At 71.8% G+C, this 15,125-nt stretch carries 13 protein-coding genes; 8 read left to right on the top strand and 5 right to left on the bottom strand.

The features are described from left to right. Positions 1-88 precede the first annotated feature (88 nt). Genes BY998_RS08035 through BY998_RS08020 form a run of 4 tightly spaced genes read right to left on the bottom strand, consistent with a single transcriptional unit; the run spans position 89 to position 3,616 of the window. Positions 89-529, bottom strand: a complete 441-nt coding sequence (locus tag BY998_RS08035; protein WP_110351116.1) for a cupin domain-containing protein — start codon at positions 527-529, stop codon at positions 89-91. Beyond that, positions 526-2,187, bottom strand: coding sequence for an SDR family oxidoreductase (locus BY998_RS08030; RefSeq protein WP_245421521.1), 1,662 nt, complete (start codon positions 2,185-2,187; stop codon positions 526-528). The genes BY998_RS08035 and BY998_RS08030 overlap by 4 nt, the downstream gene beginning before the upstream one ends. Before the next feature lie 23 nt (positions 2,188-2,210). Beyond that, on the bottom strand, positions 2,211-3,170 hold the full coding sequence (locus BY998_RS08025; protein ID WP_110351114.1) for a hypothetical protein: 960 nt from the start codon (positions 3,168-3,170) through the stop codon (positions 2,211-2,213). After that, positions 3,167-3,616, bottom strand: a complete 450-nt coding sequence (locus BY998_RS08020; protein WP_110351113.1) for a hypothetical protein — start codon at positions 3,614-3,616, stop codon at positions 3,167-3,169. Before BY998_RS08020 ends, BY998_RS08025 begins: the two co-directional genes overlap by 4 nt. 150 nt (positions 3,617-3,766) lie before the next feature. Here BY998_RS08020 and BY998_RS08015 point away from each other — a divergent pair, with 150 nt between their 5' ends. Then, positions 3,767-6,724 carry a phosphoenolpyruvate carboxylase gene (locus BY998_RS08015; protein WP_110351112.1) on the top strand — a complete coding sequence of 986 codons (2,958 nt, stop codon included), beginning with the start codon at positions 3,767-3,769 and terminating at the stop codon, positions 6,722-6,724. Between the two features lie 32 nt (positions 6,725-6,756). Here BY998_RS08015 and BY998_RS08010 read toward each other — a convergent pair whose 3' ends face one another. After that, positions 6,757-7,011 (bottom strand): hypothetical protein, encoded by a 255-nt coding sequence (locus BY998_RS08010; RefSeq protein ID WP_110351111.1) that lies wholly within the window; start codon positions 7,009-7,011, stop codon positions 6,757-6,759. Positions 7,012-7,295: 284 nt separating this feature from the next. Between BY998_RS08010 and BY998_RS08005 the strand changes: the two genes are divergently transcribed. From BY998_RS08005 to BY998_RS07975, 7 genes are all read left to right on the top strand, one after another. Next, positions 7,296-7,478: a hypothetical protein gene (locus BY998_RS08005; RefSeq protein WP_110351110.1), complete on the top strand. Its 183-nt coding sequence runs from the start codon at positions 7,296-7,298 to the stop codon at positions 7,476-7,478. A gap of 23 nt (positions 7,479-7,501) precedes the next feature. Continuing rightward, a complete protein-coding gene (locus BY998_RS08000) occupies positions 7,502-7,852 on the top strand; it encodes a hypothetical protein (RefSeq protein WP_110351109.1) in 351 nt (116 codons plus the stop codon). A 467-nt stretch (positions 7,853-8,319) separates the two neighbouring features. Then, positions 8,320-8,799: a (2Fe-2S)-binding protein gene (locus BY998_RS07995; RefSeq protein ID WP_110351108.1), complete on the top strand. Its 480-nt coding sequence runs from the start codon at positions 8,320-8,322 to the stop codon at positions 8,797-8,799. Beyond that, the gene (locus BY998_RS07990; RefSeq protein ID WP_110351107.1) at positions 8,796-11,147 is read left to right on the top strand and encodes a xanthine dehydrogenase family protein molybdopterin-binding subunit; all 2,352 of its coding nucleotides are present in this window, start codon (positions 8,796-8,798) and stop codon (positions 11,145-11,147) included. The genes BY998_RS07995 and BY998_RS07990 overlap by 4 nt, the downstream gene beginning before the upstream one ends. Before the next feature lie 375 nt (positions 11,148-11,522). Then, the gene (locus tag BY998_RS07985; RefSeq protein ID WP_181425457.1) at positions 11,523-13,193 is read left to right on the top strand and encodes a methyl-accepting chemotaxis protein; all 1,671 of its coding nucleotides are present in this window, start codon (positions 11,523-11,525) and stop codon (positions 13,191-13,193) included. A gap of 132 nt (positions 13,194-13,325) precedes the next feature. Further along, complete coding sequence (locus tag BY998_RS07980; protein ID WP_110351106.1) at positions 13,326-13,712, top strand: hypothetical protein; 387 nt, start codon at positions 13,326-13,328, stop codon at positions 13,710-13,712. 228 nt (positions 13,713-13,940) lie between these two features. Continuing rightward, a complete protein-coding gene (locus BY998_RS07975; RefSeq protein WP_110351261.1) occupies positions 13,941-15,086 on the top strand; it encodes a histidine kinase dimerization/phosphoacceptor domain -containing protein in 1,146 nt (381 codons plus the stop codon). The last annotated feature ends 39 nt before the right edge of the window (positions 15,087-15,125 follow it).

Genomic DNA, 15,125 nt, shown 5'->3' with positions numbered 1-15,125 from the left:
CGGGTCCGGGGCGACCACGCCCCGTTTCCGCAACGCGAGATCCCGCCCTCGCACCTCTGCGGCATGATGCCGTCCGAACGGTGCGCCCTCAGTTCCGCGGGGTCGGGCGCCAGTCGTCCGGCGCCATCTCGAAGCCCGAGAACTCGAAGCCGGGTGAGACCGTGCAGCCGACGAGCGTCCAGGCGCCGACGCTCGTGGCCGTCTGCCAATGGCCCGCCGGCACCACGATCTGCGGGCGCTGGCCGCGCAGGAGGTCCGGGCCGAGATGGTGGGCCGAGGCGTCGTGGCCGTTGGGACTCATCGTGATCACCATCGGCGCGCCGGCATGCCAATGCCAGATCTCGGCCGCGTCCACCCGGTGCCAGGCCGAGGTCTCGCCCACGCCCAGCAGGTAGTAGATCGCGGTGCCGACCGAGCGCCCCTCGACCGTGCGGGGATCGCGGAAGGTCTCGCGAAAGTGCCCGCCCTCCGGGTGCGGTGCCAGCCCGAGGGCGTCGATCACCTGCGCGGCCGTCAGCCCGTTCGTCATGGTCCCTCTCCCCGTCTCTCGTCGTCGGGCACCAGCCAGCCCCGGTAATGCACGAGCAGGCCGACGAGCGGCAGGAACAGGGCCACATCGAAGCGGAAGCGGCCCTGCGCATCGATCCGCTCGCTCGCCCGCGTCGTCGGCCGCAAAAGCCGCGGCAGGGGCAAGGCCCCGAGCCGCCAGCCCGTCACCGCCATGTCGAGCCCCGCCGCGTGGGCCTCCACCGCGAGATCGATCGAGAACGGGCCGAAGCGCTCGCGCAATAGCCCGCTGCCCTCGGGTCCCGCGAGCCCCATGCGGCTGGAGAAGCATCGGTCCGGGAAGCAGCGCGTCCAGCGCTCCGCGGCCGCGTCGTGGTCGGGCTCGATGGCGACGCGGATCGATCCGTCCGCCATGGCGGGCGGCAATCGGAATAGGAGCGCGACCAGGGCGACCAGGATTCCGCGCCCGCGCAGAACCTCGGCCCGGCCGCGGAAGGCACCGTCGCCCATGGAGGCGTGCAGGCCCCGAACCGCCTCGGGCATCTGCGCGAAGCGAGCGCCGAGCGCCCGCTCGAACAGCGGCGCGGGATGATCCAGGTCGCGGCGGGTGCGGATGGCGAGGCGGCCCATCTCCGCCTCGATCGCGGCCAGCGGCAGCACGCCGACACAGGGGCGGGCGCCGGGGGCGATCGGTGCGGCGGACGGATCGGCGAGCCGGCGGATCGCGGCGAGCGCCGGCAGGGTCGGGACGGACGGCCCGTCGCCGGCCTTCGCGACGAGGCTCCACAGGGCGCGGGCCGGCCGCCCGGAGGCGTCGCGGCCCAGGGCTTCGACGCTCATCCCGCCGCGATCGCTGCCGAAGCGGTCGAACCACCCGGCCATGACCAGAAAGGGCTTGGCGAACGGCACGAGCGAGGGCAGCAGCCGCCAGCGCACCGGCAGGCTCGCGAGGCTGAGGCCCAGATGCAGCGCCGGCAGTTCGAGCCCGGCCCGGAACAGGGCGGTGCGCAAGGCAGGCAAGCGCGCGGGCAGGATGTCGAGGTCGGGCGTCTCGCACAGGCTGGCGAAGCGCCGGCCGAGGCCCGGGACGGCGATCCGGCGCAAGAGCCCCCAGCCCGGCTCGCTCCGCCACGCGCCGGCCCGCAGCACCCGCACGGGGCGCCCGGCATAGGAGAGGATCGCCCGCATCACCGAGAGGCCGCGCGGGGCGCGGTTTCCCGGCACGATGGCGACCCGGACCGTCTCGACCGAGCGCCAGCCCGCGGTGATCGCGTCGAGGGCCGCGTTCGACAGGGCCGGCGTCGAGGAGGCGCCCGTGAGCGCGACGACGCCCGCCGCCCTGGCCGCCCCGTCGAGGGCGGGGAAGGCCGCCACGAAGTCGCGGCCGTCGGCGAGATCGACGTAGTGGAGGCCGGCCGCGATGGCCGCGCGGGCGAGCACCGGGGCGCTGCCCTGGAACGGACCGGCCGCATCCACCACGATCCGCACGCCGAGCGCCCGCAGCTGCGCCGCGTCCACCCGGGTGGCGTCGAGGCGCAGGGCCCGGCCGCGCCCATCCGGCACGGTGCGGGCCACGGCCTCGGCCCGGGCGAGATCGCGGCCGGCGACGAGGACGATCAGGTCGGTGCCGGCGGCGAGCCCGGCGACGAGCCGCGTCCCGAAGGCGCCGGCCCCGCCCACCACGAGGATTGCGGGCGGCTCGCTCAGGGGATCGCCCCCTGCGGCAATTGCAGGCCGGGTGCGCGCGGCGGCGGCAGGCCGGCGGCCGGAGGCGCGATTTGCCCGGCCGGATTCCGGGCCGCAGGCTTGGCGCGGTCGGGCTTCACGGCGGCCCTCGCCGCGGCCTTGGCGGCTTTCTCCGCCTTCTCCGCCTCCGCGGCGACCACCTCCGGCGTGGGGGCCATCCGGCGGGCCTTGGGCGGCGGCAGGAGCTTGGCCGACGGCGCGGTGCCGCATTCGTGGAAGCGCAGCTCCGCCAGGGGCTGGCCGGTCTCGGTGTTGATCGGCAGGCTGTCGGGCAGTGCCAGCAGGGAGGCGTCCCACTGGATCCTGCCGCCGATGGTGCCCTCCAGAGTGGCGGGGGAACCGCCGCGGCGCAGCGACAGCACGTCCGGCCCGTAGGCGGTGGCCACCTTGCTGCCGACGACGACCTGCAGCACGCGGGTCACGTCGGGGGTGAGCGGGCGCAGCGGGTTGTCGATGGTGATCGTGCCGCTGCGCGTCACCCACAGTTCCGCATTCTTGGCGCCCTGATAGTGCACGGCCTGGCCCGGCTCGCAGACGACCGGCGGCGTGGCGAAGTTCATCGCCGACCCCGCCGCGGGGATCGGATTGGCGGGAGGCGTCGGCGCCTCCGGCGCGGGCCGCGATGCGGGAGCCGGGGTTCGGGCCGGGCCGGCGGCGGACGGCTTGGCCTCCGGCGCACCCGCCTCCGCCGGTTTCTCGGCCGGCTTCTCGCCGGGTTTCTCGCCAAGTTTCTCGCTAGGTTTTTCTTGGGGCTTGGCCTGCGGCTTCGGTTTCGGCTTGGGCCGCGGCTTGCGCTTGGGCGCTTCCTGTGCCGCCTCCTCGGGCGCGACCGCGGGAGCCTCCTCCTGCGCGCGAGCGGCAGGGGCGAGCGACATCCAGGCCGCCGCGGCGGCCGCGATCAGGCCGGCCCGCGTCATCGTGCGGTCCGGTCCCGGGCTTCGGGGGAGGGCGGTGGTCCGTCCCGCTCCTCCAGGCGCTTCAATTCGCGGTTCTGCTGGTCGAGAAGTTGATCGAGCATCCGGCTATCGAGTTCTTCGGGATCGAAGGTTCGGGGTTCGGCGGCAGCGCGACCGCCCTCGATCACGTGGCCGTCGATGATCCGGGGATCGGCGCCTCGGCGACCGTGGTCCCCGGCGCCGGCCTCGAAAGCGGAGGTGCGGGCGTCGAGCACCTGCGCCGTCCGGTCGATCGGACTGGCCTGGGTCGGCGTCAGCATCTTCGAGACCGCCTCGGCGTCGTCGTCCCACTCCTCCTCCCGGGGGAGGCGGAGGGGCGGCCGTCCCGGACCCTTGGAAAGCGTCGCCACGAAGAGGCAGGCGAGCAGGGTCGCCGCCGCGGCGGCCAGGATCACCAGGGTTTCCATGATCGGGCCGACCCTAGACCGGTTCGCGCGCCGTTGCACCTGTGCGCAGGGCGGGTCCCCCGTGAGGAACGGTCCTTGCGTTGCGGGCCGAAGGGTGAGAACCGCGTCGTCGTCCGACGGTCACCGGCCGCTCACGCTCAGGAACGTTCGATGCCCCTCGAAGATCGATCCGCCCCCCCGGCGCACGAGCCCGCCGCCCCGCCCCGCCGGACGACGCTGGCCCAGGCCGGACACGCCGCACAGCCCCCCGGCGATCTGGAGGCCGAACTCCTCGACCTCGTGGCCAAGACCCGCGAGCAGGCGAGCGAGGATCCCTTCCGCAATCCCGTCCTCGCCGTGACGCTGGCCATCACCCGCCGGCTCGACCGGGACGAGATCGGCGAATCGGACCTCGATGCCCTGCTCGCCGGCCTGCGGCGGCGGGCGCTCGCGGACCGCGCCGAGCGGCTGCGCGCCTATGTCGGCCTCGACGGGGACGCCGCGGGCGAGGGCTCGACCGTCGCCGACCTCGCCGGCCGGCTCGTCGCCGCTACGGCGCGGGGATCGGGCGACTTCGAGACGTTCCGCGAGCGCGTCGGCCGCACCGCCTTCGCGGCGGTGTTCACCGCCCACCCGACCTTCGGCATGCCGCGGGCCGTGGCCGGCCTGATCGCGCGCGCCGCCTCGGTCGCCGAGCCGGAGACGCGCGCGCCGCTCATCGGCGAGGCCGCCGCCCGCTCGACCCGGCCCGACCCGCAGATCAGCCTCGACGACGAGTTCGAGCAGGCCTGTACCGCCGCCAATCACGGCCGCGCCGCCATCGACGGGCTCAACGCCGCGATCCTCGACGCCGCGCGCGCGCGCTGGCCGGACCGCTGGACCGAGCTGGTCCCGAAGCCGCTCGCCATCGCGAGCTGGGTCGGCTGCGATACCGACGGCCGTACCGATATCGGCTGGTGGGACACGATGCGCTACCGGCTGATTTCGAAGCGCATGCAGTTCGACCGGCTTCTGCGCGACCTGCCCGACATCCCCGCGACCCGGGTCGTGCGGGAGCTGACCGCGGGGGCGCTCGCCGCCGTCGAGCGTCAGCTCGCGGGCGCACCGCTGCTCGGCACCAAGCCCTCGCTGGAGGCGGTCCACCGCTTCGCCCTCGCCCTCATCATCGAGCGCGACCGGGCGCAGACCGATGCCGGGCCGATCCTGGCCGGGCTCGCCGCCGCGATCGGCGCCGCCGAGACCGACGCGGACCGCCGCGCCATCGCGGTGCTGCGCTCCGGGGTCGCCGCCCACGGCCTCTCGAACGCCCTGCCGCATTTCCGGCTCAACGCCAGCCAGATCCACAACGCGGTGCGCCGCGTGATCGACCTGGAGGGAGAGCCGACGGACGCGGCCCAGCGCCGCTCGCATCTCTCGGCGGTCCACACCCTGCTCAACGACGTGCGCCCCGTGCCCGTCGATTTCGGGGCCCTGGCCGCCGAGCGGGCCTCGGCCGCCCGGCTGATGATGACGATCACGCAGATCCTCAAGCATGTCGACGGCACGCACCCGGTGCGCTTCCTCATCGCCGAGACCGAGACCGGTTACACCCTGCTCGCCGCGCTCTGGCTCGCGCGCCATTACGGCATCTCGGACAAGCTGGAGATCACGCCGCTGTTCGAGACGGCGAGCGCGCTCGAACAGGGCATCCGCGTCCTCGACGACGCCCTGCGCAACCCGCACTGGCGCAACCACCTCAAGCGCCTCGGCCGGCTCTCGGTCCAGTTCGGCTACTCGGATTCCGGGCGCTATGTCGGCCAGCTCGCGGCCACCTTCTGGATCGAGCGCCTGCGCCTGCGCATCACCGAGCTGATGACGCAGAACGGGCTGTCCGACATCGAGCTCGTGATCTTCGACACCCACGGCGAGTCGATCGGCCGGGGTGCCCACCCGACCAGCTTGCGCGACCGCCTCGCCTATCTCGCGCCGGAGGATTCCCGCCTGCGCAACGCGAGCGCGGGCATCCGCGAGCGCCTGGAATCGAGCTTCCAGGGCTCGGACGGCTACCTGATGTTCGGCTCGCCCGAACTGGCGGGCGCCTCCGTGGCGCGCATCGCCGAGCACGTCTTCGCCGACACGCTCACCGAGGACGACGCCTTCGCCGATTACGCCCTCAACGACGGCAAGGCCGCCGCGCCCGGCGCCGACCCGATCTACGAGGAGGCCGATTTCGCCGCCGAGTTCTTCCGCGTCGTGCGCCAGGACATGGAAGCCCTGGTGGATGACCGTGGCTACGCGGCTTTGCTCGGCACCTTCGGCCCGAGCCTGATCGACCGCACCGGCTCGCGGCCCGTCGCGCGCCAGTCGGACGGGGGAGGCCCCGCGGCGATCACCCATCCGCGCCAGATGCGGGCGATCCCCAACAACGCGATCCTGCAGCAGCTCGGCTATCTCGCCAACTCGCTGCACGGCGTCGGCCGCGCCGCCCACCGGGCGCCGGAGCTGTTCCGCCACATGCGGGCGAACTCGGTGCGGTTCTCGCGCGCCTTCCGCCTCGTGCAGCACGCCGCCAGCGTCGGCGATCTCGACGTGATGCGCGCCTATATCGACACGCTCGACCCGGCGGTATGGCTGGAGCGCGCCCGCCGCACCCGCCGCGACGCGCGGCGCGACGAACTCCTCACCATCGCCGCCGCCCTGGAGCGGCTGAACCTCGCCCCGGACCTGCGCCGGCTGTTCGGGCGGCTCACCCGGGACGGGCTCTCGCTCCAGACCGCGGCGCCGGATCTGGCCAGCATGTCGAGCCGGCTGACCCTGCTCCACGCGATCCGCCTCTCGCTGATCCACCGGATCTGGTTCCTGGCCGCCCACATTCCCGGCTTCCGGCCCCAGGCGGGCCTGACCCGAGAGGCGCTGCTGGAGCGATTCCTGCGCCTCGACATCGACGGCTGCCTGCAGCTCCTCGACGAGGTCTTCCCGGTCACGCCCGACCCGACGCTCGGCCTCAATTTCGGCGAGCCGCCGGGCCCGCGCGACGTCGGCACCTACGAGACCGAGCACAACACCCTGTTCGGGCCGATCCGGCGGATGTTCGAGCGGGTGCGGGAGATCTCGGGGATCATCCAGCACGAGGTCGGCGCCTTCGGCTGACGGGGCGGGCGGCAGCGCCGCCCGCGACCAACTCAGTGCTTCATCATGCTCTCATGGCTCTCGAAGCTCGCATCCGGCTCGACCTTGCCGGCAAAGCGGGCGAGCCGGCTCAGGCTCGGCTCGGACAGGCCTCCGGCATTGGCGTAGGTCGCGAGTGCGAAGCTCACCAGCAGCTCCGCCTCCTCGTGCGTCATCGCCCGCCCGCTCAGGGTGCTGGCCGCGCCGCGCACCGCGAGGGCGGCTTGGCGGAAGGCGGGGTCGTTCTTCAATTCGTCCAGGCGACTCATCGGGCGTCCTCGGGGCCGTACTGATTGGTGCGTGACCGGACCGACCGCTTCCGCGGCGGCACCGGCCGTGTTCGACACTCACGAAACGCCCGTCGCGCCGCGAAGTGCGAGCGGCGACAGGCGCCGCTTGGCTCAGCCTGAAGGGCGGAGAGGTGAACGCCGCCCGAACGACGCCGGCGGCGTGCCGACAGTGTGAATCCGTCTGCATCGGTTATCGTGCTACCCCTCTCGCCGGAACTGCACGGAGCGGTAGATTCGCGGCAGATGAGCGGGAGGGCGGCCCCATGGACCAAGACGCGGTGAACGAGCCGGCCTATCTCGACGGCCGGCGGGCGGCCGAGCGCAGCGAGGGGCCCGAGCACAATCCCCATCCGACGGGCTCGGACGCGCATCGTCTCTGGCAGGACGGCCACGCCTCGGTGACGGCGCCCGACGCCGTGGCCGACGACATCGGCGATTTCGCCTGACGACCGGGCCGAAGGGAGCGCCGATGCGCGTGCTGGAGACGCCGGACGGGCGCTACATCGTGGTCCACGGCCGGCTGTGGCGCCGCCACCGGCCCGACCTCGAACCGGTGCAGCGCGACCGGCTGGTCCGCGACCTGATGGATGCCCGCCGCGCCGTGCGGGCGGCCAAGCGCTCCGGCGAGGAAGAGGCGCTGCGGCGCGCCCGCGCGGCGGTGGATCTCGCCAAGCACGGTCTGGGCGAGCGCGGCCCGGTCTGGTGGACGGACGGCACCCCCGACCAGAACCGCCGGATGATCCACAACACGCCCTACGCGGAATGGTACGCTGCCCTGCCCGAGGCGGCGAAGGCCGAGCCGAAGCGGCATCGGCTCTGAAGCCGTCGCCCGCGCGGGCGATGTGCGCGCCCGCACAGACCGTTGCCCGTGCCTGCTCGGACCCGGCGCGGAGGGGGCGGATGCCGGTCCGCGGGCTATCATGGTTGATTGCCACAGCATCCCAGTTCTGATTAATTCCAAAATATCGAATGCAAACGGGGCCGGACCGGTCTCGCGTCGTGGCTCCTGCCCGCGGCTTCGATCCTGGGCGCGAGTGTTTTCGCGTTCCTCCGTACCGCCGCGCCGGACCGGTGAACCGCCGTCCCCCGCGACGCCGTGCGAGCACAATCAACGAAGAGCCGGATAGGCGCGTCGCGTCCGTACCGGCCCCTCGGGCCCGAACCACCCGCTCGACGGGCCTTCGGACGGGTCCCGAACAGGCATGATGGGGTTTGGAATCGACGGCCGGCCTGCGGAAGGGCTCCCATCCGCATGTCCGGCATCACCCTGAAACGGTAGATGGCACAATGATAAAACTCACGGTCAACGGAGCCGAGCGCAGCTTCGACGGCGATCCCGAGATGCCGCTGCTGTGGTACCTGCGCGACGAACTCGGCCTCACCGGCACCAAGTTCGGCTGCGGCATCGCCCAGTGCGGCGCCTGCACGGTCCATCTCGGCGGCACCGCGGCGCGGTCCTGCATCACCCCGGTCTCCGCGGCGGAAGGCCAGGAGATCACCACGATCGAGGGGCTCTCGCCGGACGGCAACCACCCGGTCCAGGTGGCGTGGCGCGATCTGAACGTGGCGCAGTGCGGCTACTGCCAGACCGGCCAGATCATGCAGGCGGCCTCGCTCCTCAAGGACGCGCCGAAGCCGACCGATCAGCAGATCGACGAGAACATGAGCGGCAACATCTGCCGCTGCGGCACCTATCCGCGCATCCGCGCCGCGATCCATCAGGCCGCCGGCCAGACGGCGCCCGCCGCCAAGGGAGATCGCCTGTGATTCACGAAGCCAAGCTGATGGCGGAACTCGCCGCCTCCGAGAACGCGGCCGGACCCGTCCGCATCGACAATTTCAGCCGCCGCGGCATCATCGGCGGCATGGGCGCCCTCGTGCTCGCCCTGTCGCTCTCGGACCGTGCCCGGGCCGACGAGGGCCAGACCGAGGAGCAGAAGGCGAAGAAGTTCGGCGCCGACGGCATGCCCAACGGCTGGCGCGACGACCCGAAGATCTTCGTTTCGATCGCCAAGGACGGCACGGTCACCGTCACCAACCACCGCTCCGAGATGGGCCAGGGCGTTCGCACCTCGATCGCCTTCACCGTCGCCGACGAGCTGGAGGCCGATTGGTCGAAGGTGAAGGTGGTCCAGGCCTGGGGCGATGAGACCCGCTTCGGCAACGAGGACACCGACGGCTCGCGCTCGCTGCGCCACTTCTTCCAGCACTTCCGCCATGTCGGTGCCGCCGCCAAGCTGATGCTGGTCCAGGCCGCCGCCAAGCAGTGGGGCGTGCCCGCCTCCGAAGTGAAGGCCGAGAACCATGTGCTGACCCACGCCAAGTCGGGGCGCAAGCTCGGCTACGGCGAGGTGGCCGAGGCCGCAGCCTCCCTGCCGGTCCCGGCCCGCGAGAGCGTGCAGCTCAAGAAGCCGGACGCCTTCCGCTACATCGGCAAGGGCCAGATCGGCCTCATCGACAACCGCGACATCACCACCGGCAAGGCGATCTACGCCCTCGACGTCAAGCTCGACGGCATGCTCTACGCCGTCGTCGCCCGTCCGGCCGTCTACGGCGGCAAGGTCGTCTCCTTCGACGACAGCGAGGCCAAGAAGGTCCCGGGCGTCGTCAAGATCGTCAAGATCGAGGGCGGCGAGATCCCGTCCGAGTTCATGCCGCTGGGCGGCATCGCCGTCATCGCCAAGAATACCTGGGCGGCGATGAAGGGCCGCGAGGCTCTCAAGATCACCTGGGACGACGGCCCGAACGCCGGCTACGACACCACCGCCTTCCGCAAGGAGCTGGAAGCCGCCGCGCGCAAGCCCGGCAAGGTCGTGCGGGTCGCAGGCGACGTCGACGGCGCGATGAAGGGCGCCAAGTCGAAGGTCGAGGCAGAGTACTTCGTGCCCCACCTCGCCCAGGCGCCGATGGAGCCCCCGGCCGCGGTCGCGCGGATCAAGGACGGCGCCTGTGAGGTCTGGGCCTGCACGCAGGGGCCGCAGGCCGCCCATGACCGGGTGATGAAGCGCCTCAACCTCCCCACCGACAAGGTGCGGGTGAACGTGACGCTGCTCGGGGGCGGCTTCGGCCGCAAGTCCAAGCCCGATTACGTGGTCGAGGCGGCGCTCTGCTCCCAGGCGATGGACGGCGCGCCGGTCAAGCTGGTCTGGACCCGCGAGGACGACATCCAGCATAGCTACTACCACACCATCTCGGTGGAGTGGATCGAGGCCGGCCTCGACGACAAGGGCATGCCGGTGGCGTGGCTGCACCGCTCGGTCGCGCCGACGATCGGCTCGATCTTCGCGCCCGATCCCAAGCACGAGCTGCCGTTCGAGCTGGGCATGGGTCTCGTGAACAACCCCTTCGCCCTGAAGAACCTGCGGTTCGAGAACCCGGAAGCCGCCGCCCATACCCGGATCGGCTGGTTCCGCTCGGTCTCGAACATCCCGCACGCCTTCGCGATCCAATCCTTCGTCGCCGAACTCGCGCATGCCGCGGGCCGCGATCCGAAGGATTACCTGCTCGAACTCATCGGCCCGGCCCGGAAGATCGACCCGACCGAGATGGGCGATGTCTGGAATTACGGCGAGGATCCGAAGCGCTACCCCGTCGATACCGGCCGCCTGCGCCGCGTGATCGAGACGGTGGCCGACGGCGCCAAGTGGGGCCGCAAGCTGGAGAAGGGCCGGGGTCTCGGCATCGCCGGCCACTACAGCTTCGTGACCTACACCGCGGTCGCGGCCGAGGTGGAGGTGGACGACAAGGGTGGGGTGAAGGTCCACGCCATCGACATCGCCGTCGATTGCGGGCCGCAGGTCAACCCGGAGCGCGTCCGCTCCCAGATGGAGGGCGCGGTGGTCATGGGGATGGGCCTCGCGCTCACCTCGAAGATCACCTTCAAGAACGGCCGGGCCGAGCAGTCAAACTACGACGGCTACGAGGTCCTGCGCATCGACGCCGCCCCGAAGGCGGTGCGGGTGCACCTCCTGCCCTCGAGCGACTACGACAGCCCGCTCGGCGGCGTCGGCGAGCCGGGCGTGCCCCCGGTCGCGCCGGCCATCGCCAACGCGGTCTTCGCCGCAACCGGCCGGCGCGTGCGCGAGTTGCCGCTGCGCGACCAGCTCAGCACCTGATCCGTCAGCCTCGGTCCCGGCGGCGGAGCCGGGATCGAGAGGCCGGTCGAGGCCGGCCGTCGAGACTATAGGAAGCGCCCTCGGCGGCCCCGTCGCTCCCCAATTGGAGATGCGACGGGACCCGTCGGGGGCGCTTCTGCATCGAAGCCTCGCGGACGGGACCGGGCGGAACGACCGCTTCGATGGCAGGACATCGCAAGAGCGTCTCTCTGGGACAAGCGGCTCTCGGCGTCGGGGGCTCGTCACCCGAACCTGGCTCGGTCCAAATGACAACCACCGCATTTTATCTCGCCGGGGCCATCATATTTTACTTATCTTGCACAATCCGGCGCCAGGATCGGCAATCAGAGCGTGAAATGCCCCGGGGTGCCCTCCATGTTGCCCGTGACGATCAAAAGCCGGCTGATCCTCATGCTGTCGTTCATGGGGCTATTGCTCTTGATCTCGACAGGCGTCGGTAGCCTCGCGCTCACTTGGAGCAACGCCAGCCTCAAGAGCAATTTCGAGGACCGGCTCGTCCCGCTGGGCCGGTTCCTGGCCATGCGCGACAACTATGACCGGATCATCGAATCCTCGCGCAGCGCCGCCGAGGGGCAGAGCGTTCCGAAGGCGGCCGCCGAATCGATCGAGCGCAACGCGCGCGAACTGAGCAAGGCATGGTCCGATTACGTCGCGACGAGCCAGACCGAGGAGGAGTCGGCGCTCATCGCGGTGATGCAGGGTCACATGACGCGCAACGGGACGATGATCGCCGACCTCGTCACGCAGCTGTCGCGCGGAAATTCCGACGCGCATGCCGCCGCGCACGAGACCCTGCTGATGCGGATGCCGCAATTCCAGCAGGCCATGTCGAAGCTGACCGCGCTGCAGATACGCGAGAGCCGCGCCGAGTTCGACCGTTCGCAGGTCGCCGCCAGCTGGTCCGGCGGAGCGATCCTGGCCTGCCTGCTGCTGGCCTGCGGCGGCCTCGCCTACGGTGTCCTGACCGTGCTGGGCGGCGTCGTCCGCCCGATCAACGCCATCACTGGCACGATGAGCCGGCTCGCGGCGGGCGACCTCGCCGTCTCGATCGACGGCGCGGCCCGGCGCGACGAGATCGGCGCGATGGCCCGCGCCGTCCAGGTGTTCAAGGATGCGATGATCGCCCGGCGCGAGGCGGATGTGAGCGGGACGCGCGACGCCGAGACGAAGGCGCGCCGCTCACAGGCCCTCGATCAGGCCACGGCAAGCTTCGAGGCGGAGGTCTCCGGCCTCTCCCGCGCCCTGGCTTCGGCCGCCAGCGAGATGGAGGCGACGGCGCAGGGCATGGCGCGCTCGGCCTCCACGACGACCGAGCAATCGGCGAGCGTGGCGAGCGCGGCCGAGCAGATGTCGGCCAACGTCCAGATGGTGGCCTCGGCCAGCGAGGAGATGGCGTCTTCGATCGGCGAGATCGCCGCGCAGGTCGCCCGCTCCTCCGGCATGTCCGACCGGGCCGCCGCCGATGCGGCGCGCACGGACGCGATCATCCGCAGCCTGTCGGAGGGCGCCGAGAAGATCGGTGCCGTCGTCGGCATGATCTCGGCCATCGCCGGCCAGACCAACCTGCTGGCACTGAACGCCACGATCGAGGCGGCCCGCGCCGGCGAGGCAGGCCACGGCTTTGCCGTGGTGGCGGGCGAGGTGAAGGAACTCGCCGATCAGACGAGCCAAGCGACCCGGACGATCTCGGCGCAGATCGGCCACATCCAGAACGAGACGCGTCAGGCGGTCGCCGCCATCCAGGCCATCGGCCAGACCATCGTCGAGCTTCAGACGATCGCCGGCGGCGTCGCCGCGGCGATGGAGCAGCAGGGCGCCGCCACCCAGGAGATCGTGCGCAACGTCGCCCAGGCGGCCCAGGGCACGCAATCCGTCACCGGCAACATCGTGGCCGTCCGGGACGTGGCGGGTCAGACCGGCGCAGCCTCGGCCCGGGTCCTCGCCTCGGCCTCCGAACTCACGCGCCGCTCCGAGCAGCTCGGCGCCGCGGTGAGCGGCTTCCTCACGACGGTGAAAGCGGCCTGATCCTCGCAGGCGGGGAAGGGGACATCGCCATGTCTCGGGCGCGGGGGTCGGCCTCTTCCGCGCTCGGGATGGCAACCCCGGGCGTTCTCGCGGCTTTCCCCGTCGCATTCGATACGAAGAGGACGCCCCTCCATGACGCAGGCCGCACGCGCCGCACTCTGCCTTTCGCTCCTGACGACCCTCGTCGCGGCGCCCGCCCTGGCCTCACCCTGCTCCGACCGCATCGCCGCCCTCGACGGCCGGGTGAAGTCCCAGGCGAACACCGCGATCTCGGCCTCCACCGGCAGCAAGACCATCGCCGCCCACCGCGAGGGTGAGGGCCAGACCGGCACCGGCGGTCAGACCGACCGGCGCGAGGCCCCCCCGGAGAAGTCCGCCGAGGCGGGCAAGGGCGCCGACCAAGCCCAGCAGGCCAAGGTCGCCCTGGAGGAGGCCCGCACCGCCGACGGCAAGGGCGACGCGAAGGGCTGCGAGGCGGCCCTCGACCGGGCCGAGGCGCTGCTCAACGCCAAACCCTGAGGCCATCCCCTGAGCCAATGCCCCGGAGCCGGCACCCGGCTCCGGTCGCGCCGTCTCCGGCTCGGGGCGGCAGGGCGAAAGCGGCTGCGATGGAAGGACCGGGGCCGACCGGGTCTTTCCATCGAACGTTGAAGGCCCACCTCCCACATTGTGGACATCGTCGTCTGCGAGGGCGGCCCGCGCGCCGACGCGCGCGCGCCCGCATCCTGGGAAAGCCGAGCCGATTCCATGACCGACCTGTCGCCCGAGGCGCTTGACCTCCGGTTGCGCCAGCAGGCGATCCTCTCCGATTTCGGTGTGGAGGCCCTGCGGGCCACCGAACTCCTGCCGCTGCTGCAGCGGGCGACGGAACTCTGCGCACAGGGCATGCAGGCGCAGTTCTGCAAGGCGCTGGAATACCAGCCCGCCCAGGATCTGCTCCTCGTCTGTGCCGGCGTCGGCTGGGAGCAGGAATGCGTCGGGCGGGCCACGGTCGGTGCCGACCTCGCCTCGCCCGCGGGCTACGCCCTGAAAACCGGTCGCCCGGTCATCTCCAACCACCTCGAGAACGAGACGCGCTTCCGCACGCCCGAACTCATGGCCAGCCACGGCATCCGCCGGGCGGTCAACGTGCTCATCACCAACCGCGAGGGCCATTACGGCGTGCTGGAGGTGGACGACACCCGCGAGGGCGTGTTCGGGCCGGCCGACATCGCCTTCATGCAGGGCTTCGCCAACCTCCTGGGCAGCGCCATCGAGCGCCAGCGCTCGGAGGCCCAGCTCAAGGTCGCGATCGAACGGCAGGACCTGCTGAGCCGGGAGATGAGTCACCGGGTCAAGAACAGCCTCGCCGTCGTGGCGGGTCTGCTCGCCCTTCAGGCGCGCGGCACCGAGAACCCGGACGTGAAGAGCGCGCTCGCGGATGCGCGCACCCGCGTCGAGGCGGTGGCGCAGGTTCACGACCAGCTCTGGCGCCAGCCCGACCTGACCCGCATCGACGTGGCGGGCTTCCTCGAAGCCTTGTGCGAGAAGCTCACCGAGACCGCGGGCGCCCACGCGCTGATCTGCCGGGCCGAGGCGGTGACGATGCCGGCCGACCTCGCCATCCCCCTCGGCCTGTTCGTGAACGAACTCGTCACCAACGCGATCAAGTACGCCTACCCGGAAGGGCAGGGCTCGATCCGGGTCACGGCGGCGATGCGCGAGGACGGCGGATTGACCGTTTCCGTCAGCGACGACGGAATCGGCCTACCGCCGGGCTTCGATCCCCTGAAGGCGCGGGCGAGTCTCGGGATGCGCATCATCGGCAACCTCGCCCGCCAGCTCGACGGAACGCTGGCGCTGCTGCCGGGTCCGGGCGCCCATTTCGAATTACGGATGGCGCCGCGCGCCTGACGGCCTCGCCCGAACCGCGCGCCGGGGTCGGGTCGCTCG

Source organism: Methylobacterium sp. B4 (genome assembly GCF_003201865.1).
GTDB lineage: Bacteria > Pseudomonadota > Alphaproteobacteria > Rhizobiales > Beijerinckiaceae > Methylobacterium.
The sequence above is the reverse complement of the archived record's forward strand: the minus strand, read 5'-3'. Positions and strand labels throughout refer to the sequence as shown.

What these genes read in the sequence shown, in the direction of transcription:
- BY998_RS08010 (WP_110351111.1), bottom strand. Translation starts at nt 7,011, where the DNA reads ATGAGTCGCCTGGACGAATTGAAGAACGACCCCGCCTTCCGCCAAGCC.
- BY998_RS08035 (WP_110351116.1), bottom strand. Translation starts at nt 529, where the DNA reads ATGACGAACGGGCTGACGGCCGCGCAGGTGATCGACGCCCTCGGGCTG.
- BY998_RS08000 (WP_110351109.1), top strand. Translation starts at nt 7,502, where the DNA reads ATGCGCGTGCTGGAGACGCCGGACGGGCGCTACATCGTGGTCCACGGC.
- BY998_RS08015 (WP_110351112.1), top strand. Translation starts at nt 3,767, where the DNA reads ATGCCCCTCGAAGATCGATCCGCCCCCCCGGCGCACGAGCCCGCCGCC.
- BY998_RS07995 (WP_110351108.1), top strand. Translation starts at nt 8,320, where the DNA reads ATGATAAAACTCACGGTCAACGGAGCCGAGCGCAGCTTCGACGGCGAT.
- BY998_RS07985 (WP_181425457.1), top strand. Translation starts at nt 11,523, where the DNA reads ATGTTGCCCGTGACGATCAAAAGCCGGCTGATCCTCATGCTGTCGTTC.
- BY998_RS08020 (WP_110351113.1), bottom strand. Translation starts at nt 3,616, where the DNA reads ATGGAAACCCTGGTGATCCTGGCCGCCGCGGCGGCGACCCTGCTCGCC.
- BY998_RS08025 (WP_110351114.1), bottom strand. Translation starts at nt 3,170, where the DNA reads ATGACGCGGGCCGGCCTGATCGCGGCCGCCGCGGCGGCCTGGATGTCG.
- BY998_RS07980 (WP_110351106.1), top strand. Translation starts at nt 13,326, where the DNA reads ATGACGCAGGCCGCACGCGCCGCACTCTGCCTTTCGCTCCTGACGACC.
- BY998_RS07975 (WP_110351261.1), top strand. Translation starts at nt 13,941, where the DNA reads ATGACCGACCTGTCGCCCGAGGCGCTTGACCTCCGGTTGCGCCAGCAG.
- BY998_RS08005 (WP_110351110.1), top strand. Translation starts at nt 7,296, where the DNA reads ATGGACCAAGACGCGGTGAACGAGCCGGCCTATCTCGACGGCCGGCGG.